The 21,585-nt window shown below is 33.3% G+C and carries 23 protein-coding genes; 22 read left to right on the top strand and 1 reads right to left on the bottom strand.

The genetic code is table 11. The features are described from left to right. Positions 1-72: 72 nt before the first annotated feature. From AAGV28_RS11835 to AAGV28_RS11740, 20 genes are all read left to right on the top strand, one after another. On the top strand, positions 73-267 hold the full coding sequence (locus tag AAGV28_RS11835) for a cold-shock protein (RefSeq protein ID WP_007137066.1): 195 nt from the start codon (positions 73-75) through the stop codon (positions 265-267). A 240-nt stretch (positions 268-507) separates the two neighbouring features. Then, on the top strand, positions 508-873 hold the full coding sequence (locus AAGV28_RS11830) for an NADH-quinone oxidoreductase subunit A (RefSeq protein WP_373407019.1): 366 nt from the start codon (positions 508-510) through the stop codon (positions 871-873). A gap of 100 nt (positions 874-973) precedes the next feature. After that, positions 974-1,522, top strand: coding sequence for an NADH-quinone oxidoreductase subunit B (locus AAGV28_RS11825; protein WP_373407018.1), 549 nt, complete (start codon positions 974-976; stop codon positions 1,520-1,522). Position 1,523: 1 nt separating this feature from the next. Beyond that, on the top strand, positions 1,524-2,045 hold the full coding sequence (locus AAGV28_RS11820) for an NADH-quinone oxidoreductase subunit C (protein ID WP_373407017.1): 522 nt from the start codon (positions 1,524-1,526) through the stop codon (positions 2,043-2,045). Between the two features lie 34 nt (positions 2,046-2,079). Then, positions 2,080-3,318: an NADH-quinone oxidoreductase subunit D gene (locus AAGV28_RS11815; RefSeq protein WP_373407016.1), complete on the top strand. Its 1,239-nt coding sequence runs from the start codon at positions 2,080-2,082 to the stop codon at positions 3,316-3,318. 123 nt (positions 3,319-3,441) lie between these two features. Next, positions 3,442-3,972: a complex I 24 kDa subunit family protein gene (locus tag AAGV28_RS11810; protein WP_373407015.1), complete on the top strand. Its 531-nt coding sequence runs from the start codon at positions 3,442-3,444 to the stop codon at positions 3,970-3,972. A 1-nt stretch (position 3,973) separates the two neighbouring features. Next, the gene (gene nuoF / locus AAGV28_RS11805; RefSeq protein ID WP_373407014.1) at positions 3,974-5,341 is read left to right on the top strand and encodes an NADH-quinone oxidoreductase subunit NuoF; all 1,368 of its coding nucleotides are present in this window, start codon (positions 3,974-3,976) and stop codon (positions 5,339-5,341) included. Positions 5,342-5,353: 12 nt separating this feature from the next. Continuing rightward, a complete protein-coding gene (locus AAGV28_RS11800; RefSeq protein WP_373407013.1) occupies positions 5,354-6,367 on the top strand; it encodes an AAA family ATPase in 1,014 nt (337 codons plus the stop codon). 9 nt (positions 6,368-6,376) lie between these two features. Further along, positions 6,377-6,907 carry a hypothetical protein gene (locus AAGV28_RS11795; protein ID WP_373407012.1) on the top strand — a complete coding sequence of 177 codons (531 nt, stop codon included), beginning with the start codon at positions 6,377-6,379 and terminating at the stop codon, positions 6,905-6,907. Between the two features lie 5 nt (positions 6,908-6,912). Then, a complete protein-coding gene (locus AAGV28_RS11790; protein WP_373407011.1) occupies positions 6,913-7,962 on the top strand; it encodes an NADH-quinone oxidoreductase subunit G in 1,050 nt (349 codons plus the stop codon). Positions 7,963-7,965: 3 nt separating this feature from the next. Then, entirely contained in the window at positions 7,966-9,018 is a 1,053-nt protein-coding gene (gene nuoH, locus AAGV28_RS11785) for an NADH-quinone oxidoreductase subunit NuoH (protein WP_373407010.1), read from the top strand. Positions 9,019-9,134: 116 nt separating this feature from the next. Beyond that, on the top strand, positions 9,135-9,680 hold the full coding sequence (locus tag AAGV28_RS11780) for a NuoI/complex I 23 kDa subunit family protein (protein ID WP_373407009.1): 546 nt from the start codon (positions 9,135-9,137) through the stop codon (positions 9,678-9,680). Continuing rightward, positions 9,681-10,220 carry an NADH-quinone oxidoreductase subunit J family protein gene (locus AAGV28_RS11775; protein WP_373407008.1) on the top strand — a complete coding sequence of 180 codons (540 nt, stop codon included), beginning with the start codon at positions 9,681-9,683 and terminating at the stop codon, positions 10,218-10,220. Position 10,221: 1 nt separating this feature from the next. Then, positions 10,222-10,542 carry an NADH-quinone oxidoreductase subunit NuoK gene (gene nuoK / locus AAGV28_RS11770; RefSeq protein WP_073243864.1) on the top strand — a complete coding sequence of 107 codons (321 nt, stop codon included), beginning with the start codon at positions 10,222-10,224 and terminating at the stop codon, positions 10,540-10,542. Positions 10,543-10,548: 6 nt separating this feature from the next. Then, positions 10,549-12,432, top strand: coding sequence for an NADH-quinone oxidoreductase subunit L (nuoL, locus tag AAGV28_RS11765; protein WP_373407007.1), 1,884 nt, complete (start codon positions 10,549-10,551; stop codon positions 12,430-12,432). A gap of 9 nt (positions 12,433-12,441) precedes the next feature. Beyond that, positions 12,442-13,884 carry a complex I subunit 4 family protein gene (locus tag AAGV28_RS11760; protein ID WP_373407006.1) on the top strand — a complete coding sequence of 481 codons (1,443 nt, stop codon included), beginning with the start codon at positions 12,442-12,444 and terminating at the stop codon, positions 13,882-13,884. Between the two features lie 70 nt (positions 13,885-13,954). Further along, complete coding sequence (locus AAGV28_RS11755) at positions 13,955-15,325, top strand: NADH-quinone oxidoreductase subunit N (protein WP_373407005.1); 1,371 nt, start codon at positions 13,955-13,957, stop codon at positions 15,323-15,325. A 407-nt stretch (positions 15,326-15,732) separates the two neighbouring features. Next, a complete protein-coding gene (locus tag AAGV28_RS11750) occupies positions 15,733-16,449 on the top strand; it encodes a DsbA family oxidoreductase (RefSeq protein WP_373407004.1) in 717 nt (238 codons plus the stop codon). A gap of 10 nt (positions 16,450-16,459) precedes the next feature. Then, positions 16,460-17,449: a Gfo/Idh/MocA family protein gene (locus AAGV28_RS11745; RefSeq protein WP_373407003.1), complete on the top strand. Its 990-nt coding sequence runs from the start codon at positions 16,460-16,462 to the stop codon at positions 17,447-17,449. 467 nt (positions 17,450-17,916) lie between these two features. Beyond that, complete coding sequence (locus AAGV28_RS11740) at positions 17,917-18,786, top strand: AraC family transcriptional regulator (protein ID WP_373407002.1); 870 nt, start codon at positions 17,917-17,919, stop codon at positions 18,784-18,786. A 55-nt stretch (positions 18,787-18,841) separates the two neighbouring features. On the opposite strand, the gene AAGV28_RS11735 is transcribed toward AAGV28_RS11740, so the two are convergent. After that, the gene (locus AAGV28_RS11735; protein ID WP_373407001.1) at positions 18,842-19,243 is read right to left on the bottom strand and encodes a hypothetical protein; all 402 of its coding nucleotides are present in this window, start codon (positions 19,241-19,243) and stop codon (positions 18,842-18,844) included. 286 nt (positions 19,244-19,529) lie between these two features. Between AAGV28_RS11735 and AAGV28_RS11730 the strand changes: the two genes are divergently transcribed. Beyond that, positions 19,530-20,804: a Y-family DNA polymerase gene (locus AAGV28_RS11730; protein ID WP_373407000.1), complete on the top strand. Its 1,275-nt coding sequence runs from the start codon at positions 19,530-19,532 to the stop codon at positions 20,802-20,804. Continuing rightward, a complete protein-coding gene (locus AAGV28_RS11725; protein ID WP_373406999.1) occupies positions 20,795-21,235 on the top strand; it encodes a LexA family protein in 441 nt (146 codons plus the stop codon). Before AAGV28_RS11730 ends, AAGV28_RS11725 begins: the two co-directional genes overlap by 10 nt. The last annotated feature ends 350 nt before the right edge of the window (positions 21,236-21,585 follow it).

The following is a 21,585-nucleotide window of genomic DNA, read 5'->3' as shown; positions in this document are numbered from 1 at the left end:
ATTGATAATAATCATTTTCGTATGTAATTAAACCTTACATTTGCCTTATTATAAATTATTATTACTATTACAATGCGTACAGGTACAGTTAAATTTTTCAATGAATCAAAAGGTTACGGATTCATTACAGACGAAGAAACAGGAAAAGACATTTTTGTTCACGCTTCAGGAATCAACGCGGAAGAATTGCGCGAAGGTGACAGAGTTAGCTACGAAGAAGAAGAAGGAAGAAAAGGAAAAGTTGCTGCTAAAGTTGCAGTAATCTAAACAAAATATTTTTTTTGTTACGAATGCTTAGAAACGTTTCGATTTATTTCGAAACGTTTTTTTTATAATTAAAAGTTAAATTTTTGGTTTTTTTTAAGAAACCACCAAGGTTCTTATTTATAATCATTAAAAACTACTAAAAAACCCATTAAAACCAAGTACTAATTTTGATAGTCTACTTGTGTTTTATGACATTGAAGCATATCTTTGTGATTAAATTTAGCGCAAAATCCATTATTTATGCAATCTGATCAATTCAATTATTTACCTATTCTCATGCAAGCTCTGCTTGTTATCGGATTTGTAGTAGGTACTATCATTATTTCTGGAAAATTAGGTCCAAAAAGAAAATCTGCTATCAAAGACAAAAATTTTGAGTGCGGAATTGAATCTGTAGGAAATGCTCGAATTCCATTCTCAGTAAAATATTTCCTTGTAGCAATCTTATTCGTATTATTTGATATTGAAGTAATCTTCCTTTATCCTTGGGCTATAAATTTCAAAGAACTTGGATTAGAAGGAATGGTAAAAATGATTATTTTCATGTCTTTACTTTTGGTTGGTTTTTTCTATATCCTCAAAAAGAAAGCTATAGAATGGGAATAAACCCCTAACCCCTAAAGGGGAATAAGAAGGTTTTGAAATTAAAAATTGATTTTAAATTTAAGTTATGAACTTACAACTCATAACTTATAACTTTTATAAAATGAGCGATACAAAAATAAATATGGTTGCCCCTCCTGAAGGTGTTGTAGGTGAAGGTTTTTTTGCCACAAAACTAAATGATGTAGTAGGATTGGCTCGTGCTAATTCGCTTTGGCCTTTGCCGTTTGCAACTTCTTGTTGCGGTATTGAATTCATGGCCACTATGGCATCTCATTATGACTTGGCGCGTTTTGGTTCAGAACGTGTAAGTTTTTCTCCCCGTCAAGCCGATATGTTATTAGTAATGGGGACTATTTCTAAAAAAATGGCTCCTATTTTACGTCAAGTTTACGAACAAATGTCTGAACCTAGATGGGTAATTGCCGTTGGAGCTTGTGCTTCATCAGGTGGAATATTCGATACCTACTCCGTTTTACAAGGAATTGACAAAGTAATTCCAGTTGATGTTTACGTTCCAGGATGTCCGCCAAGACCAGAACAAATTGTTGATGGTGTGATGAAATTACAAGAACTAGTAAAAACAGAATCGGTAAGAAGAAGAAGTTCTCCAGAGTATCAAGAATTATTAGCTTCTTATAATATCAAATAAAATGGCATTAGAAAACACAGCTATACAAGAAAAATTAGTATCTACTTTCGGTGGAGATGTATTTAATTTCCAACAGGAAAGAGATATTTTTTCTTTCGAAATCAATGCTAACAACAATACCGCTATCATTTTATACTTAAAAAACGATCTTGATTTACGTTTTCATTTTTTAACTGATTTATGTGGCATCCATTATCCAGATAATCCAGTTGAAAAACAATTTGCAATTGTATATCACATGCACAATTGGTACGAAAACAAACGCATTCGAATAAAAGCTTTTATTAACGGTTCAACTCCAGAAATCAAAACAATTTCGAATATTTTCTTATCATCGAATTGGATGGAAAGAGAAACTTATGATTTTTTTGGAGTGAATTTTATTGGTCATCCACAACTGAAACGTATTTTGAATATGGATGAAATGATTTCTTTTCCAATGCGTAAAGAATTCCCAATGGAAGATGGCGGAAGAACTGACAAAGACGACCGCTTCTTTGGAAGAACAGTAGACAATTGCTAAAAAAAACAATAATATAATTTTTCACATTCTATAAATGTCAGAACTATTATTACCACCAGAGCATCGCTATGCTAAAATAATAAAAGAGCAACTAAATGAAGACGGAAACGAGCTTTCTATTCTGAATTTAGGTCCGACTCACCCAGCTACTCACGGAATTTTCCAAAACATTCTGTTGATGGATGGAGAACGAATTTTAGATGCTGAACCAACTATTGGTTACATTCACAGAGCTTTTGAAAAAATTGCCGAAAACCGTCCATTTTACCAAATTACTCCTCTTACCGATCGTATGAACTATTGCTCCTCGCCTATCAATAACATGGGATGGTGGATGACATTAGAAAAATTACTAGGTGTTGAAGTTCCTAAAAGAGCACAATATTTAAGAGTTATTGTAATGGAATTGGCAAGAATTACGGATCACCTGATTTGTAATTCCATTTTAGGAGTTGATACGGGTGCTTATACTGGTTTTCTTTATGTTTTCCAATTTAGAGAAAAAGTATACGAAATCTACGAAGAGATTTGCGGTGCTCGTTTAACGACAAATATGGGAAGAATTGGTGGTTTTGAAAGAGACTGGTCACCAGAAGCTTTTAGAAAACTAAATGTTTTTTTAGAAGAATTCCCAGTTGCCTGGAAAGAATTTGAAAACCTATTTGAAAGAAATAGAATTTTTATAGACAGAACCGTAAATGTAGGTGCTATTTCTGCTGAAAGCGCCATGGCTTATGGATTTACTGGACCAAATTTACGTGCAGCAGGAGTTGATTATGATGTTCGAGTGGCGCAACCTTACAGTTCTTACGAAGACTTTGATTTTAAAGTTCCAGTAGGAAAATCTGGAGATACATACGATCGTTTTTGTGTTCGTAATGCCGAAGTTTGGGAAAGTTTGAGCATTATTCGTCAAGCTTTGGACAAAATGCCAGAAGGAAACGAATACCATGCTGAAGTTCCAGATTATTATTTGCCTCCAAAAGAAGATGTTTACAATAATATGGAATCTTTAATCTATCATTTCAAAATTGTAATGGGAGAAGTTCCTGTTCCGGTTGCCGAAATCTACCATCCGGTAGAAGGAGGAAATGGAGAATTAGGATTCTATCTGGTTACTGACGGAAGTAGAACACCATACAGACTTCACTTTAGAAGACCTTGTTTTATCTACTACCAAGCATATCCTGAAATGATAAAAGGTGCATTGTTATCAGATGCCATTGTTATTTTATCCAGTTTAAATGTAATAGCGGGCGAGCTTGATGCATAAAAGCCCCCTAACCTCGCCGCGGCGAGGGAATCAGAAAAAGAAGAAAAAAATGGAATTCATATTTTCAAATAATTAATTTATAACTCGGCTCCCTCCCCTTCGGGGAGGGCTGGGGTGGGGCTTATGGAAAGAAAACATTACGAACAAGAAATAAATATGACGGAATCATTGATGAATCGCATCAATGAATTGCTTAGTCATTATCCAGAAGACAAGAAAAAATCGGCTTTATTGCCTGTTTTGCACGAAGTTCAAGATGCTCACGACAACTGGTTGAGCGTTGCATTAATGGATAAGGTTGCCGAGATTCTTGGAATATTACCTATTGAAGTTTACGAAGTAGCAACTTTCTATACCATGTACAACCTAAAACCTATTGGAAAATACATGTTTGAATTTTGCCAAACTTCATGTTGTTGTCTAAGAGGAACAGAAGATTTAATGGATTATACCTGCGAAAAATTAGGTGTAGGCATTGGCGAAACTACTGCTGACGGACTTTTTGAAGTAAGAGGTGTAGAATGTTTAGGTGCTTGTGGATACGCTCCAATGATGCAATTAGGGGATTTCTACAAAGAACATTTGACTAAAGAAAAAATCGATCAGATTATTGCTGATTGCCGAGATAATAAAATAATATTACACGATAAATAAGATGTCAAAAAAAATATTATTAGACAAAATCAACGTACCTGGAATCAAAACCTACGAAGTATATCGTAAAGAAGGTGGTTACGCTTCTGTTGAGAAAGCAATAAAAGCCATGACTCCGGATGAAGTGGTTGAGGAAGTGAAAAAATCAGGACTTCGTGGTCGTGGTGGAGCGGGTTTCCCAGCTGGAATGAAATGGAGTTTTATTGACAAAAAATCAGGAAAACCTAGACATTTAGTTTGCAATGCCGATGAGTCTGAGCCAGGAACATTCAAAGATCGTTATTTGATGGAATTTATTCCTCATTTATTGATTGAAGGAATGATTACTTCTAGTTTTGCTTTGGGTGCAAACCTTTCGTACATCTATATTCGTGGAGAATACATGTGGGTTTTTAAAATATTAGAAAGAGCCATTGCCGAAGCAAAAGCTGCAGGTTGGTTAGGAAAAAATATATTAGGATCAGGTTACGATTTAGAACTACACGTTCATTGTGGTGCTGGAGCTTATATTTGTGGTGAAGAAACGGCCTTGATTGAATCCTTAGAAGGGAAAAGAGGAAATCCTCGTATCAAGCCACCATTTCCAGCAGTATCTGGACTTTGGGCTAACCCAACAGTGGTAAACAATGTAGAAACAATAGCATCAGTGCCATGGATTATTAACAATTCAGGTGATGATTACGCTAAAATTGGAATTGGAAGATCTACGGGAACCAAATTAATTTCGGCTTCTGGGCATGTAAAAAACCCTGGAGTTTACGAGATAGAATTAGGATTAAGCGTTGATGAATTCATGAATTCTGACGAATATTTAGGCGGAATGAGTTCGAATAGACCTTTGAAAGCCTTAGTTCCAGGAGGTTCATCTGTGCCGATTTTACCAGCTAATTTGATTTTTAAAACAGCAAATGGTGAAGATCGTTTGATGACATACGAATCCTTAAGTGATGGTGGATTTGCAACAGGTTCAATGTTAGGTTCAGGAGGATTTATCGTTTATGATGATACAGCTTGTGTTGTACGTAACACTTGGAATTTTGCCCGTTTTTACCACCATGAATCTTGCGGACAATGCACACCTTGTCGTGAAGGTACAGGTTGGCTAGAGAAAGTTTTATGGCGTATTGAAAACGGTCAAGGACGTGAAGAAGATATCGATTTGCTATGGAGTATTCAAAGTAAAATTGAAGGAAACACGATTTGTCCATTAGGTGACGCAGCTTCATGGCCAGTAGCAGCAGCTATTCGCCATTTTAGAGAAGAATTTGAATATCATGTTCGTTTTCCAGAAAGAATAAAAAACAGAAATCACTTTGTTGCCGAGCCTTTTGATAAAGTAAGACATTTGGTTAGCAAACAAACAGTTTAAAAACATTTAGCATTGGAAAAAATAAATAACATAGAAATTTCTAACTTCAAATCTATCAAACATTTAAAAATTGATGGATGCAAGAAGATTAATGTCTTTGTTGGAATGCCAAATGCTGGAAAAAGTAATATTTTAGAAGCTTTGGGTCTGTTTGGTTTAAAAAATGATTTTTTTAATTTAAAAAATTTTGTAAGATATAATAACTTTTCAGATTTATTTTATGAAGGGAATTTCAATGGGAAATTGGCATCAATAAAATGTAATAATTTGACATTAGGATTTTCTTATGGTGATGGTTTAGGCTTTTTTAAGCGTGAAGACAAAGATAAAAAACATCTTTTTTTAAGTATTGATAAAAAAGGAATTGGATTTGATAAAAATCAATTATATGAAAAAAAGGTTTTTCCTGCTTTTAATTTAACTACCAAGAAGTATAGCTTTAACAAAAATCATAAAAATAATAACCAATCTGACTCAACATCGCTAAATCATCCTTTTGGAGAAAATTTAGCTGAAATTATTGCATTAAATCCAATATTAAGAAATAAAATTAATGAGTTTTTCAAACAGAATAATTTAAAATTATTAATTGAAAAAGGGACTAACGAGTTAAAAATATTCAAAGAATATCAAGATGGCACTGTTTTTACATTACCTTATGATATGATTGCTGACACTTTACAAAGATTAATTTTCTATAAAGCGGCAATAATGAGCAATAAAGAAAGCGTTTTATTATTTGAAGAACCAGAAGCACATTGTTTTGAGCCTTATATTTTAGAATTTACCAATGATGTTAAATATGATGAAAATGATAATCAATTTTTCATCGTAACACACAGTGATTTTATAATAAAAGAATTTTTAAGAGACGAGGAAAGCAAAGAAAACACTAACATTTATTTGGTTCACAATGTAAATGGAGAAACACAAGTGAAGCTTTTAGAAAAAGATAAAAATGAGGACGTGTATGAATTTGGCATGAATCCGTTCTTTAATTTTGAAAGTTTATGGGAAACGAATTAATTTGAGAATATGAAATTAATTGGTGTAGAATGTTGGGCAGATAAATATTTTTTCGGGAAGCTATTAAACGACAAAAGCTTAATAAGAAAAGAAAGTGGAGATGACGCTGTAATAGATGGAGTTTATAAAAGGAGCAAAGGGAATTTTAGTGTTGGCATCGTGGATATCGATAAAAACAAAAAGATTCCTGCTAGTTTTGTGAAAATTTATGAAAATGAAAATTCACAAATTTATAAACACAGTGAAAATTGTCAGTTTTTAATTTTGATTGGCCCTAGACAATTTGAACATTGGATTAATGAATTTTTGAAAAAGAAAAATAAAGAGATTAAAGAATTTGGTTTTATTGATTTTGTTGAGTTCATGAAACGTTCAAAATCATTAAATCCTGAAAGTGATGAGAGATTTAAAGACTTGATTAGTTTTGTAATTGAGAATTTTGAAGAATCAGAAAATCATATTTTGAAGTTAAAAATACAATTAGAATACATATTAGAAAAGAAATATCAATTTAACATTGACGAATTTCAAAACATATAATTGAAATGAAAGTAACAATAGACGGTCAAGAAATTGAAGTTGAAGCAGGAACAACCATCTTGCAAGCGGCTCGTATGATAGGAGGAGAATCAGTTCCGCCTGCGATGTGCTATTACTCGAAACTAAAAGGAAGCGGTGGAAAATGCCGTTGTTGTTTAGTTGAAGTTGCAAAAGGGAGCGATGCCGATCCTAGACCAATGCCAAAATTAATGGCATCTTGTGTAACAGGATGTATGGATGGTATGGAAATCAACAGTAAAAATTCAGATAGAGTGCGTGAAGCACGTCAATCGGTTACTGAGTTTTTATTGATTAATCACCCGCTGGATTGCCCTATTTGCGATCAGGCTGGAGAATGTGATTTACAGGATTTAAGCTTTGAACACGGAAAATCTAAAACACGTTTTATAGAAGAAAAGAGAACATTTGAACCAGAAGATATTGGTCCAAATATTCAATTACACATGAATCGTTGTATTTTATGCCAACGTTGTGTGCAAGTGGCGGATCAATTGACAGACAACAGAGTTCACGGAGTTTTAGACCGTGGCGATCACGCTAATATTTCGACTTGTATTTCGAAAGCTATTGACAATGAATTTTCAGGAAATATGATTGATGTATGTCCTGTAGGTGCTTTGACTGATAAAACGTTCCGTTTTAAATCGAGAGTTTGGTTCAACAAACCTTTCAACGCTCACAGAGAATGTACTACTCCAGGATGTTGCGGAAAAACTACGGTTTGGATGTTTGGAAATGAAATCCAAAGAGTTACTGGTCGAAAAGACCAATACCACGAAGTAGAAGATTTTATTTGTAACGAATGTCGTTTTGACCACAAAGATCCTGCGGATTGGGTAATTGAAGGCCCAAGAAAATTTGATAAAGATTCGGTTATCAATCAAAATAATTATACTCAAAAATTAGATACAGTTCATATTGCTACCGAAGAAGGAATCCTAAAAGGAAGAGAGCAAGACCGCAAAAAAATCAGTATGACTGCAATCCCTTTGAATAAAGAAGAGCAAGAAGAATTTAAAAATGGTAATCTATAAAAAATGGATAGTACAATTATTATAGAAAAAAGTGTTATCATTCTGGTTGTCTTTGCCGTTACGATGATTATGGCAATGTACTCTACTTGGGCTGAACGTAAAGTTGCAGCATTTTTACAAGATCGTGTAGGACCAAACCGTGCAGGTTGGGGCGGATTATTACAACCGCTTGCTGATGGAATGAAATTATTTTCGAAAGAAGAGTTTGAACCTGATACACCAAACAGATTTTTGTTTTTTGTAGGTCCGGCAATTTCGATGAGCATGGCATTAATGACCAGCGCAGTAATTCCGTGGGGAGATAAATTTCATCTTTTTGGAAGAGATATTATCCTTCAAGCGGCTGATATTGACAATGCCTTGTTATACATTTTGGCTATTCTTTCTATTGGTATTTACGGCATCATGATTGGAGGATGGGCTTCGAACAATAAGTTTTCTTTGATGGGAGCGGTTCGTGCGGGTTCTCAAATGGTTTCTTATGAAATTGCTATGGGATTATCATTAATTGCATTATTAATGATGACAGGAACTTTAAGCTTAAGAGAAATTAGTTTGCAACAATCCGGAATGAGCTGGAATGTATTTTACCAACCGCTGTCATTCTTAATCTTTTTGATTTGTTCTTTTGCAGAAACTAACAGAACACCATTTGACTTAGCGGAATGCGAAAGTGAATTAATTGGTGGTTATCATACTGAATATTCTTCGATGAAAATGGGATTCTACTTATTTGCTGAATATGCAAGTATGTTTATCTCTTCTACTATTCTGGCTGTTTTATTCTTTGGAGGTTATAACTATCCTGGAATGAGTTGGGCTGTAGAAAACTGGGGAGTAAATTTGGCAAACGTAATAGGAATTGGAGTATTATTTGCAAAAATATGTTTCTTCATCTTTTTCTATATGTGGGTAAGATGGACTATTCCAAGATTCAGATACGATCAATTGATGAATTTAGGATGGAAAATATTAATTCCGCTATCAATTCTTAATATTGTGATTACAGGAATTGTAATTTTAAGACACGAATTAGCAGTATTTTTAGGATTTTAAATAAGCAAAGAGTAGCACTAGCCCTGATTGAAGTGAAAATCCTTTTTATTCGCCGCGGCGAATAAAAAGATTGAAACGGAAAGCAGGATTAGCTTCAAATAAAAAATAAAATAAAGATGTCAATAGAAACCATATCCTTATCGGGAAGAAAAGTACAAGTCTCTAATAAAGAGATGACTTTTTTAGAGCGTTTGTATCTTGTTGCAATTGTAAAAGGATTAATCATTACGTTGAAACACTTGTTTACAAGAAAGGTTACCATTCAGTATCCAGAACAAGTACGTACGATGAGCCCAGTATATCGTGGTCAGCACATGTTGAAACGCGATGAACAAGGAAGAGAAAACTGTACTGCTTGCGGATTGTGTGCCTTATCTTGTCCAGCAGAAGCCATAACTATGAAAGCTGCTGAGCGCAAAGCGGATGAAAAACATTTGTACAGAGAAGAAAAATATGCTTCAATATATGAGATTAATATGTTGCGTTGTATTTTTTGTGGATTATGCGAAGAAGCTTGTCCTAAAGACGCTATTTATTTGACAACTTCAAAAGTATTAGTTCCTTCTAGTTATGAAAGAGAAGATTTTATTTTTGGAAAAGATAGATTAGTGATGCCGCTAGATATGGCTATCAAAAATGCTCAACTTAATAACGCTAATTAAATGATACATATTCCTGATTTTGCTAACGCAACTCCTGTACAAATTATATTTTGTTTCTTATCGTTTATTACGTTAATTACCGCTTTTTTGGCTATATTTAGTAGAAACCCTATTCATAGTGCGCTTTACTTAGTAATTTCCTTTTTTTCTATAGCGGGACATTATTTACTATTGAATTCTCAATTTTTAGCTATTGTTCATGTTATTGTTTATTCGGGAGCCATTATGATTTTGTTCTTATTTACCATCATGTTGATGAATTTGAATAAGGAAAATGAAGTACATAAACCTCGTATTACACGATTAGGAGCTATTGTTTCTTTTTGTTTGATTTGTATTGTTTTGATTTTGATTTTTATCAATTCAAAACCTATTGAGGGAGAATATATTGCTACTGGCGAAGATTATCAATCTATAAAGGTTTTAGGACGTGTTTTATTGAACGAATACATGGTTCCTTTTGAATTTGCTTCTATCTTGCTTCTAGTAGCTATGATTGGAGTTGTACTATTGTCTAAAAAAGAAAAAACGGAGAAATAAAATGACTAATATTTTAAATGAAATAGGCATCGAGAACTATATCTTCCTTTCTGTAATACTTTTTTGTATTGGAGTATTTGGAGTTTTATATCGACGAAATGCCATCATCGTATTTATGTCGATCGAAATTATGTTAAACGCAGTAAATCTTTTATTCGTGGCATTTTCGACCTATCATCAGGATGCACAAGGACAAATATTTGTGTTTTTCTCTATGGCTGTAGCTGCGGCTGAAGTTGCTGTAGGTTTAGCAATTTTGGTATCGATTTTTAGAAATTTAGGTTCGATTGATATTAATAATTTAAAAAACTTAAAAGGATAAACGATAATGAATACGAATTTAGCTTTACTCTTATTATTAGCTCCTTTTTTAGGATTTTTATTTAATATTTTCTTTGGGAAAAAGATTGGGAAATCAACTTCAGGAATTATTGGAACATTGACTGTTGCGGTTTCATTTGTTGCTACTCTTGTCTTTTTTCTTCAAATCAACGAAACCAAAGAAGCGGTGCAAATAGAATTATTCAATTGGATCCAAATTAGTAATTTCCAAGTGAATTTTGGTTTCTTATTAGACCAATTGTCGATTTTGTGGTTGCTTTTTGTAACTGGAATTGGTTCATTGATTCACCTCTACTCTATCAGCTATATGCATGATGATGAGAATATGCACAAATTCTTTGCTTACTTGAATTTGTTTATCTTCTTCATGATTACCTTAGTTATTGGAAGCAACTTATTAGTATTATTCATTGGATGGGAAGGCGTTGGACTTTGTTCGTACTTGCTTATCGGATTTTGGCATAAAAATCAAGAATACAATGATGCGGCTAAAAAAGCTTTCATCATGAATAGAATAGGTGATTTAGGATTATTGATTGGTATTTTTATCATCGGTTCTATGTTCTCAACTTTAGATTATACTACTTTAAAAACGGCTATTGCTACTTCTGGTAATTTAGACCTCACCATGATTTCGATTGCTGCATTTGCTTTATTTATTGGAGCATGTGGAAAATCGGCTCAAATTCCATTATACACTTGGTTGCCTGATGCGATGGCTGGACCAACGCCAGTTTCGGCTTTGATTCACGCCGCTACGATGGTAACTGCTGGTATCTTTATGATAACAAGATTGAATTATGTGTTTGATTTAGCTCCCGAAGTACAAAATATCATTGCTATTGTAGGTGCTGTAACCTCTTTAGTTGCTGCAACAATTGCTTTGGTTCAGACCGATATCAAAAAAGTATTGGCTTATTCTACCGTTTCTCAATTGGGATTAATGTTCTTAGCTTTAGGTTTTGGCGCTTATGAAATTGCGGTTTTTCACGTAATCACTCATGCTTTCTTTAAAGCTTGTTTGTTCTTGGGTTCAGGATCAGTAATTCATGCTTTGCACGGCGAACAAGATATGCGTAGAATGGGTGGATTGAAAAAAGTAATGGGAATCACTTTTATTACTTTCTTACTTTCGTCATTGGCTATTTCAGGAATTCCTCCTTTTTCAGGATTTTTCTCGAAAGATGAAATCTTAATGACTGCTTATCATAACAACATACCGCTTTGGGTTATTGCTTCTCTAGCTTCGTTAATGACTGCATTTTATATGTTCCGCTTGTTGTATTTGACTTTCTTTAAGGAATTCAGAGGAACTGAACACCAAAAATCTCATTTACACGAAAGCCCAGGATTAATTACTTTCCCGCTTATTGTATTGGCCATTTTAGCAACTATTGGTGGTTTGATTAGTTTACCAACAAATAGCTGGCTGAATGGTTATTTAGCGCCTTTATTTTCGAAAGAAGCGCATGAAGCACATCATTTTGGTACAACAGAATACACTTTAATGGCTATTGCGGTACTTGGTGGAATTATCGGAATTACAATTGCTTTTGTAAAATACATCAAACAAAATCAAGTTCCAGCAGAAGATGCTGAAATTACGGGACTTTCAAAAGTATTGTATAACAAATATTATGTGGATGAGATTTACAATGTCATCTTCGTAAATTCAATCAATGGCTTGTCTAGATTCTTTAGAGATTATATCGAAACATCTTTATCATCTTTAGTATTTGGATTAGGAAAAGTAACCAACGAATTAAGTTACCAAGGAAAGAAATTACAAACAGGAAGTATTGGTTTTTACTTATTTGTATTTGTTTTAGGACTTAGTGCCATACTAACTTATTTATTTTTAGCTCAATAATTTTATATCATGAACGTATCACTACTATTAATTATACTTCTTGTTGGCGCATTTGCTACTTATTTCGCAGGTGATAAACTGGCTTCAAAAGTGGCATTATTATTCAGCTTAGTTGCTTTAGGAATAACAATTGCTTTGTTGAATGCTTATAACTCTGGAGTCAACATTAGTTATTTTAAATATTGGATTAACAAACCTGAAGTTGCTGTAGCCTTCACTGCCGATGGATTGTCGTTAATCATGCTATTATTGACTTCGGCATTGACACCATTGATTATCTATTCTTCTTTTGGAAATGAATATAAAAATGCAAAATCATTTTATGCTTTAATTTTGTTTATGTCATTTGCTATGACGGGTACTTTCTTAGCATCTGATGGACTTTTGTATTATATCTTCTGGGAATTAGCATTAATTCCAATTTACTTTATTGCTTTAATTTGGGGTAATGGAGATGTAGAAGAACGTAAAAAAGCAGTAGTTAAATTCTTTATCTATACGCTTGCAGGATCTTTATTCATGTTAATTGCTTTTGTTTATTTATACCAAAAATCAGGTAGTTTCTTGCTACAGGATTTATACAAAGTGGAATTAAGCCGAATGGAACAATTCTGGATTTTCTGGGCATTCTTTTTAGCTTATGCTATCAAAATTCCAATTATCCCTTTCCATACCTGGCAGGCAAAAGTGTACCAAAAAGCACCAACAGTGGGAACTATGCTTTTATCTGGTATTATGCTAAAAATGGGTTTGTATAGTGTATTGCGTTGGCAATTGCCAATTACTCCAATTGCATCAAAAACCTATTTACCAATATTAATCGGTTTAGGAATTGCAGGTGTAATCTACGGTTCGATTGTAGCGTTAAGACAAAAAGATTTGAAAAAATTATTGGCTTATTCTTCATTAGCACACGTTGGACTAATTGCAGCTGGTTGTTATACTTTAAACATTGACGGATTACGTGGAGCAGTTTTACAAATGATTTCGCATGGTTTTGTTGTAGTGGGATTGTTCTTTGCAGCAGAAATCATTTACAGAAGATTTGACACCAGAGTTATTGCCGAAATGGGTGGCATTCGTACACAAGCACCAAAATTTGCTTCATTATTTATGATATTGGTTTTGGCTTCTGTCGCATTGCCTACTACTTTTAACTTTGTTGGAGAATTTACGGTTTTATATAGCTTGTATCAAATTAATGTATGGTTTGCTGTATTGGGTGGAACTACAATTATATTAGGAGCTTATTATATGTTGAAAATGTACCAACAAGTAATGCTTGGAGAAACCAATACAAAGGTATTTGCCGATGTAACTTTACATGAAACCATAGTTTTGGTCATTATCATTGCGGTTATTTTCTTTTTCGGATTGTATCCAAGACCAATTAATGAGTTAATCAATCCTAGTTTGGATCAGATTTTAAGAACATTAAACAGAATTCAATAATAGTATAAATTAAATTCAAACTAAAGATTTGCGTGTTTATAAGCTCAAATCCTGAATCACAAAATAAAATATGAATACATTAATAGCAATAATAGGATTAGGTATTTTATGCCTTTTATTTGAAATTTTTGATGCTAGAAAAGCCATCATTCCAGTAGTCGTTATTGGATTATTGGCTGTGCTTGGATTAGATATATCTGAATATAATGCTGCTCCTAATGCGTATTACAACAACATGATTGTTGTAAGTAAATTTTCTTCGGCATTTTCAGGATTATTTATCATCCTTACTATTTTCTTAGTGAGTTTAGGACATAAATTTTATGAAGGAAATCAATCTAAAATTTCCGATTTTATTGCCATAAAAATATTCTTATTAGCGGGAGCTGTTGCTATGGTTTCTTTTGGAAACTTAGCGATGTTCTTTTTAGGAATCGAAGTTTTATCTATTGCTTTATACGTTTTGGCGTCAAGCAACCGATTGAGCATTAAAAGTAACGAAGCTGGTTTGAAATATTTCTTAATGGGTTCCTTTGCATCAGGAATTCTTCTTTTTGGAATTTGTTTGATTTACGGTGCAATGGGAAGTTTTGACATTGTTGAAATTAGCGAATTATCTCGTTCTGCCGAATTACCAATTTGGTTCCCAATAGGAATCGTTTTGATCTTTATTGGAATGCTTTTCAAAATTGCTGCTGTTCCATTCCATTTCTGGGCACCCGATGTATACGAAGGTTCTCCAGCTTTGACTACCGCATTGATGAGTACTTTAGCGAAAGTTGTTGCCATTGCTACATTATACAAATTAGTAAAAACTATGAATGCTGATATTTCACCAGCATTTCAATTGATCATTGTAATTGTATCTATTGCTTCAATGACTGTTGGAAATATTATGGCTTTACGCCAAATCAACGTAAAACGTATCTTGGCTTTTTCAGGTATTTCACATGCCGGATTTATGTTAATGACTTTATTAAGTACCGAAAAATCATCCGGAACTTTATTGTATTATACTTCGGCTTATGCATTGGCTGGAATCGCTGCTTTTAGTGTGATTTTATATGTTTGTAAAACCAAAGAAAACGAAGACATTACTAATTTTCATGGTTTAGGAAAAAACAATCCTTTAATGGCAGCCATATTAACTGCCTCCTTATTGTCTATGGCTGGAATTCCAATCTTTGGAGGTTTCTTTGCTAAATTATTTTTATTCACTCAAACGATTCAAGCTGGATTTATTGCTTTAGTTATAATAGCAGTAATCAATTCTATTATTAGTGTGGGTTACTACTTCAAATTGATTTTAGCAATGTATACCAAAGAACCTAATGAAGCTAAAAACCCTACTCCAACTGTATATTATGCTGTTGCTGTAATTGCTATAGTATTAAATATTGCTTTAGGTTTATTCCCTTCTTTTGTATTAGACTTATTGTAATAATATTTATACCACATACAAAAAACCATCAAAGTAAATTTTGATGGTTTTTTTGATTTTAAACCACTCACATCCAAATCATCTTTGCGGATCAACGCTAAATGTTGTGGAGAAACAAAAAAATACTCTCTGTTTATTTTTACCGCAGAGAACGCTAAGTTTTTTCATCTAAAAAAACTTTTAAAATCACAAAATTCGCGAAGCTAAGTCAATACAACGCTTTGCGGACTTTGCTTTTATAAAAGCTAAGGATAAAAAACTTAGCGTTCTCTGCGGTATTTTTTTTCTCTCCATAGGTTTTCATGTTGATACATCTTTGCTAATAAAAGTATAAAATAGAAATAGTTACAATAGCTTTTTACTACATTTGTATATACAAACATAATCACTCTTTAAAAAGAATAAAGATGGAAAACAAACTTAAAATACAAATCTGGTCGGACATTATGTGTCCATTTTGTTATATTGGAAAAAGGAGATTAGAAAATGCCATACATCAATTTGGACATCAAGACGCTATTGAAATTGAATGGAAAAGTTTTCAACTTGATCCAAACTTTGTAGCATCAGAAGACGATAACTTAGCAGATCATTTGGCTGAAAAATATAGAAAAGATAAAGATTGGGCGATTGAATCCTTAGAAAGCATGACCCAAAATGCAGCCAATTCAGGATTGGATTTTCATTTTGAAAAAGCCATTATGGCTAATTCATTTCATGCCCATCGTTTATTGCATTTAGCTAAAGGGCATCAACTAGGAAACGAATTGAAAGAACTACTCTTTAAAGCCTATTTAACAGACGGAGAAGACATCAATAACAAAGAAACCTTATCTAAATTAGGAATACAAGTAGGACTTGATGCAAAATCAATTACCGAAGTATTAAACACAAATGCTTTTGCTGATAAAGTACAACAAGATATAGAAATGGCACACAAGTTAGGAATTCAAGGCGTACCATTTTTTGTATTCGATAATAAATATGCAATATCGGGAGCACAACACGAAGAAACCTTTGTGAAAACACTAGAAAAAGTTTGGGAAGAAGGCAAATTTGAATCAAAAATTACTATATTGGAGGCTCCAGATGCCAATAGCTGTGGCATTGATGGTTGTAATTAAAATGACTAAAATGAGTGCTATCAATCAAAAGAAAATAATTCGATGGGGAATCATTGGATGTGGAGATGTAACCGAAAAAAAAAGTGGTCCCGCTTATCAAAAAACGGAAGGTTTTGAAATTGTCGCTGTCATGCGAAGAGATGCCGAAAAAGCAGCAGATTATGCCAAAAGACACGGTGTAAAAAAACACTATTCAGACGCTGATGCCCTTATCAATGATCCTGAAGTGGATGCGGTATATATTGCAACTCCACCCGATTCTCATAAATTATACGGATTAAAAGTAGCGCAAGCTGGTAAAATTTGCTGCATCGAAAAACCATTGGCTCCAAGCTACGAAGATAGCAAAGCCATTTATGAAGCTTTTGAAGCTAAAAAAATTCCGCTTTTTACAGCTTACTACAGACGGACTTTACCCAGATTCAAACAAATAAAAAAATGGCTTGATGCCAATAGCATTGGACAAATAAGACACATTAGTTGGCATTTAAGCAAACCCGCTTCTCCACAAGATGTATCTGGGTTGTACAATTGGCGCACAGATGCTGAAGTTGCTAAAGGCGGTTATTTTGATGACTTAGCCAGTCATGGATTAGATCTATTCAATTATTTGTTAGGAGATATCAAAGAGGTTTCGGGAATCAGTCTGAATCAACAAAATTTATATTCGGCTAAGGATGCTCTTGTTGCTTGTTGGCTACATGAAAGCGGAATTACAGGAACAGGAAGTTGGAACTTTGGCTGCGCGACCAGAGAAGACAAAGTAATTATTTATGGAAGTCAGGGAACTATCGAGTTTTCTATTTTCGATGAAAATCCAATAGTACTTACAAATGAAAACGGCGTAATTCCACTTACAATAGAACATCCTGAAAACGTACAGTTCAATCATGTGGGAGAAATGAAAGAACAACTTTTTGGAATAGGAATTCATCCTTCAAATGGAAAAACAGCAACACACACCAGCTGGGTTATGGATCGTATTATGGGAATTCTATAAAACAAAAAAAGCCTCAGAACCACCTGAAGCTTTTTTTTAACTACACAAACTAATTACTAACTAATAGCAAATTCTAACCAATAATTTATACAACATAATCCGTGCCAAAGAAATAATTATATCGTTTTAATTTAAAAAAATTAAAATTATTTTCTCTAATCACAAGAGTGTATTGTCCAAAATAGCTTATAAAAAACTCGGGCTCAAGGCTTAATCTTTTGTAATACTGTCTTTTAGCAAACGAAATACTTTTTTTAAAAATTCTCGTTAAAAATTTATTTCTTTTTAATGATGAATACTTCATTGATCTAATCTTTATAACTAAGACTCATTTATAAATACAATAACTAAAAATATTAATTCTGTATTTTGTATGCTATTTTAAATCATACTAAAACGTTGCGATTTAGCATAGTCAATAGTACCCATTTTTTGTTAATTTAGTACAACCAACTAAAACCAACAAAATGAAATCAAGCCTACCAACTCTTAAAATCATAGAACCTTCTTTTGGAAGTTCGTTCACATTAACCAAGTATGATATTAATTACAACTCTCATTTTTGGCATTATCATCCAGAAATCGAGCTGATTTATGTAAATGGTGGAGCAGGAAAACGCCAGGTAGGAAGTCATATTTCCTATTACACCAGTGGCGATTTGACTTTAATAGGAAGCAATTTACCACATTGTGGCTTTACCGATGAATTAACGGGAAATAAAAACGAAATTGTGATCCAAATGAAACCTGATTTCTTAGGAGAACATTTTTTTGAGATTCCTGAAATGCGAAATATTAAGGATTTATTACAACAAGCCAAATCAGGAATTACTTTTGGTGGAAAAACCAAAAGAAAGATTGGGAAGAAGATTGGAAAAATGGAAGATAAAAATCCATTTGAAAGATTATTAAGTATTATCGAAATCTTGAATGAATTAGAATTAGCCACCGAAGACGCTACGGTTTTAAACGCTGAAGGTTTCCGAATGGAAATGCACGTTCAGGACAATGAAAGAATCAATTCTATATTTAATTATGTAAAAGACCATTTCAAAGAACCTATTCGTTTAGAAGACATTGCCAATAAAGTAAGTATGACCGTACCTTCTTTCTGCAGATATTTTAAAAAAGTAACCCATAAAACATTCACCAAATTTGTGAACGATTACAGGCTAGTTCATGCTTGCAAATTATTAGCCGAAAAACCCATCAGCATATCAGCAATAGCTTTTGAAAGCGGTTTCAATAATTTTAGTCATTTTAATAAATTATTTAAGGAATTCACTGGAAAAAATGCTTCTGAATATAGATATGAATTGAAATCGTTTTTGGAGTAATTGCATAAAAAAAGACCCCTAAAAAGGAGTCTCTTTAACTACTAACCAAAGTTAATTATTTAACCGCAACCGTTTTATACACTTCTGAATAAGGATCTGACATGATAGTTGCCGTTTCATTCACTACAAGAATTTCATATATAACCGTTTTAGCTTTAGATTCAGCAACTAGGTAATAAACCCCATCTGCTAAAGGATTTAAATCATAGGTTTTAACAATTTTTGTATCGGATTTAAGTGGATTCAAATTCAATGTATACACTTTCTCTGTGTGTAACAATTTATCGTTTGCATCATAAATAGAAACATTGGCTTTGTTTATATCATTTAAAGCAAAAGTCACCATCTTTTTTGAACTAGCTTTTTCATTTTTAGAAATTTTAACACCAGTTGCACGAGTATTCATAGCAATTAGAACTACCATTACTACCAAACTAAGTTTTACAATCTTTTTCATAATTAGAATTTTTTTAATTTATAATTCTGTTAACTGAGGCAAAGATAGTATGCTAACACAGAAATAAACTACAGCAGTTTTTCACATTACTATGCTATATTACCTTTTACGAAAACGTTTTAGTTAAAAAACGATAATACAGAACAGTAAATAGGTAAAATAATATAGTTTGTAACTACAAACACAATTTTTTTGTCCTTTTATAAAATCGAAAATTTGTCAACAATTTCTAAAAATTAACTTTAAAACAGGATTTGGCTGCAAGTCTATTGCGTAATTTTGTATCATGTATGCTTTAGTCGATTGTAATAATTTCTATGCTTCTTGCGAACGTGTTTTCCAACCAGAATTCAACGGAAAGGCAGTTGCTATCTTATCCAACAATGATGGCTGTGTGATCTCTAGAAGTTATGAAGCCAAAGCAGCAGGAATTCCAATGGGTGCTCCAGCATTCCAGATTAAAGATTTAGTAAAAGAAAAAAACGTAAAACTATTTTCGTCTAATTATGCACTTTATGGTGATTTGAGTCAGCGTGTAATGCAAATTCTAAATCAGTTTACGCCGAATATAGAAATTTATAGCATTGACGAAGCCTTCTTGAACTTCGACGGCTTAACCATTCCAGATTACCATGATTATGGGCTTCAAATAAAAAATCGTGTTCAAAAATGGGTTGGCATTCCTACCTGCATAGGATTTGCAGAAACCAAAGCCTTATCGAAAGTAGCCAATAAAATTGCTAAGAAATTCCAAGACAGAACCCAAGGTATATATGTTATTGATTCTGAGGAAAAACGCATCAAAGCGTTGAAATGGACTAAAATTGAAGATGTTTGGGGGATTGGTTATCAAATGACTAAAAAAGCAAAATTAAGAAACATCAATACTGCCTTAGATTTTATACAACCGCAACACGAAGCCTGGATAAAAAGAGAAATGGGTGTAATAGGGCTTCGTTTAAAAGCAGAATTAGAAGGAAAATCGGTTTTAGACCTAGAACCTATTGCAGTGCAAAAGAAAAGCATTGCCATTACCCGAAGTTTCCCTAGACAAATCTCCGATTTTGATTTACTTAGGGAACGTATCGCTACTTTTGCAGCCGTTTGTGCGGAGAAATTACGCAAACAACAATCCTGTTGCTATACTATAATAGTACTACTCGTTATTGACAAACACACCGTGAAAACATCCAAATACTATTTCAACAAAGCAATCACCTTGCCATATAGTACAAATTCGACATTAACAATTTCGAATGCTGCTATTGAATTATTCAAACAATTGCATCAAGGGAACGAACATTTGAAATTTAAAAAAGCAGGAGTCATTGTTAGCGAACTCATTGGCGAAAACCAAAAACAATTTCAATTATTCGAAGAAGAAAACCCAAAACATTTAGCACTAATGAAAGTAATGGATCGTCTCAACACGAAAATTGGTGATACCAAAGTAAAATTGGCAAGCCAGAATTTAAAACTCACTTGGGATATGAATCAGAAACTTTTATCACCAAAATACACCACTAAATTTAAAGATATTCTTGAAATACGATGCGAATGAAAAAAGATCCAAAACTAAGTTTCTACAAACCAGATTATGAAAGCGAATTAAGAATCCCTTTCATTCCTGATGGTGTTTCGGCAGGATTTCCTTCTCCCGCAGCTGATTTTATGGAGAATAATATCGATTTAAATAAAGAGTTGAGCGAAAATCCATTAGCTACCTTTTATATTAAAGTAAAAGGAAACTCGATGATTGACGCTGGTATCAACGACAAAGATGTACTGATTGTAGACCGAAGTATTGAACCCCAAGACAACAAAATTGCTATTTGTTTTATCGATGGAGAATTCACCGTAAAGCGCATTAAATTAGAAAAAGACTGTCTCTACCTGATGCCCGAAAACAGCAACTACACTCCCATAAAAGTAACCGAAGAAAACGAACTCATCATTTGGGGAATTGTAACCTATGTGATAAAAAAAATGTAAAATCAATCCTCACCCCAAACACCTCCAAAGGAAAGGGTGTTAAAAAATGGATTATTTTATATTTATATATGGTATAATAGTATTAAACTTGTTTTGACATTTGTATGCACAGGTAAATACCTGCGCTAACAATTGTGACTACTAGAATACAAATGTGCGCCATCGGGGCGTACGTTTTTTTAAAGCAAAATCCCGACAAATTAAAACTTGTCGGGATTTCTTTTTTATAATTATATTACTCGTTGGGTGAAATTGTTTTTGGATATTAAATTTTCGTCAGTTCGAGTGAATTTTCAGAAAACGCGATAGCTTTTTCGGAAAATTTGTATCGAGAACAAGAAAATATTGAA

This window comes from Flavobacterium zubiriense (assembly GCF_041729725.1).
GTDB classification, from domain to species: domain Bacteria; phylum Bacteroidota; class Bacteroidia; order Flavobacteriales; family Flavobacteriaceae; genus Flavobacterium; species Flavobacterium zubiriense.
This window is presented reverse-complemented; position numbering and strand designations above follow the sequence as displayed.

Bases quoted from the DNA above. Each gene is read 5' to 3' on its own strand.
- AAGV28_RS11810 (WP_373407015.1), top strand. From the start codon at position 3,442: ATGGAAAGAAAACATTACGAACAAGAAATAAATATGACGGAATCATTG.
- AAGV28_RS11835 (WP_007137066.1), top strand. From the start codon at position 73: ATGCGTACAGGTACAGTTAAATTTTTCAATGAATCAAAAGGTTACGGA.
- nuoK (WP_073243864.1), top strand. From the start codon at position 10,222: ATGACTAATATTTTAAATGAAATAGGCATCGAGAACTATATCTTCCTT.
- nuoH (WP_373407010.1), top strand. From the start codon at position 7,966: ATGGATAGTACAATTATTATAGAAAAAAGTGTTATCATTCTGGTTGTC.
- AAGV28_RS11745 (WP_373407003.1), top strand. From the start codon at position 16,460: ATGAGTGCTATCAATCAAAAGAAAATAATTCGATGGGGAATCATTGGA.
- nuoL (WP_373407007.1), top strand. From the start codon at position 10,549: ATGAATACGAATTTAGCTTTACTCTTATTATTAGCTCCTTTTTTAGGA.
- AAGV28_RS11825 (WP_373407018.1), top strand. From the start codon at position 974: ATGAGCGATACAAAAATAAATATGGTTGCCCCTCCTGAAGGTGTTGTA.
- AAGV28_RS11730 (WP_373407000.1), top strand. From the start codon at position 19,530: ATGTATGCTTTAGTCGATTGTAATAATTTCTATGCTTCTTGCGAACGT.
- AAGV28_RS11735 (WP_373407001.1), bottom strand. From the start codon at position 19,243: ATGAAAAAGATTGTAAAACTTAGTTTGGTAGTAATGGTAGTTCTAATT.
- AAGV28_RS11755 (WP_373407005.1), top strand. From the start codon at position 13,955: ATGAATACATTAATAGCAATAATAGGATTAGGTATTTTATGCCTTTTA.
- AAGV28_RS11750 (WP_373407004.1), top strand. From the start codon at position 15,733: ATGGAAAACAAACTTAAAATACAAATCTGGTCGGACATTATGTGTCCA.
- AAGV28_RS11830 (WP_373407019.1), top strand. From the start codon at position 508: ATGCAATCTGATCAATTCAATTATTTACCTATTCTCATGCAAGCTCTG.
- AAGV28_RS11820 (WP_373407017.1), top strand. From the start codon at position 1,524: ATGGCATTAGAAAACACAGCTATACAAGAAAAATTAGTATCTACTTTC.
- AAGV28_RS11795 (WP_373407012.1), top strand. From the start codon at position 6,377: ATGAAATTAATTGGTGTAGAATGTTGGGCAGATAAATATTTTTTCGGG.
- AAGV28_RS11775 (WP_373407008.1), top strand. From the start codon at position 9,681: ATGATACATATTCCTGATTTTGCTAACGCAACTCCTGTACAAATTATA.
- AAGV28_RS11760 (WP_373407006.1), top strand. From the start codon at position 12,442: ATGAACGTATCACTACTATTAATTATACTTCTTGTTGGCGCATTTGCT.
- nuoF (WP_373407014.1), top strand. From the start codon at position 3,974: ATGTCAAAAAAAATATTATTAGACAAAATCAACGTACCTGGAATCAAA.
- AAGV28_RS11740 (WP_373407002.1), top strand. From the start codon at position 17,917: ATGAAATCAAGCCTACCAACTCTTAAAATCATAGAACCTTCTTTTGGA.
- AAGV28_RS11780 (WP_373407009.1), top strand. From the start codon at position 9,135: ATGTCAATAGAAACCATATCCTTATCGGGAAGAAAAGTACAAGTCTCT.
- AAGV28_RS11725 (WP_373406999.1), top strand. From the start codon at position 20,795: ATGCGAATGAAAAAAGATCCAAAACTAAGTTTCTACAAACCAGATTAT.
- AAGV28_RS11790 (WP_373407011.1), top strand. From the start codon at position 6,913: ATGAAAGTAACAATAGACGGTCAAGAAATTGAAGTTGAAGCAGGAACA.
- AAGV28_RS11815 (WP_373407016.1), top strand. From the start codon at position 2,080: ATGTCAGAACTATTATTACCACCAGAGCATCGCTATGCTAAAATAATA.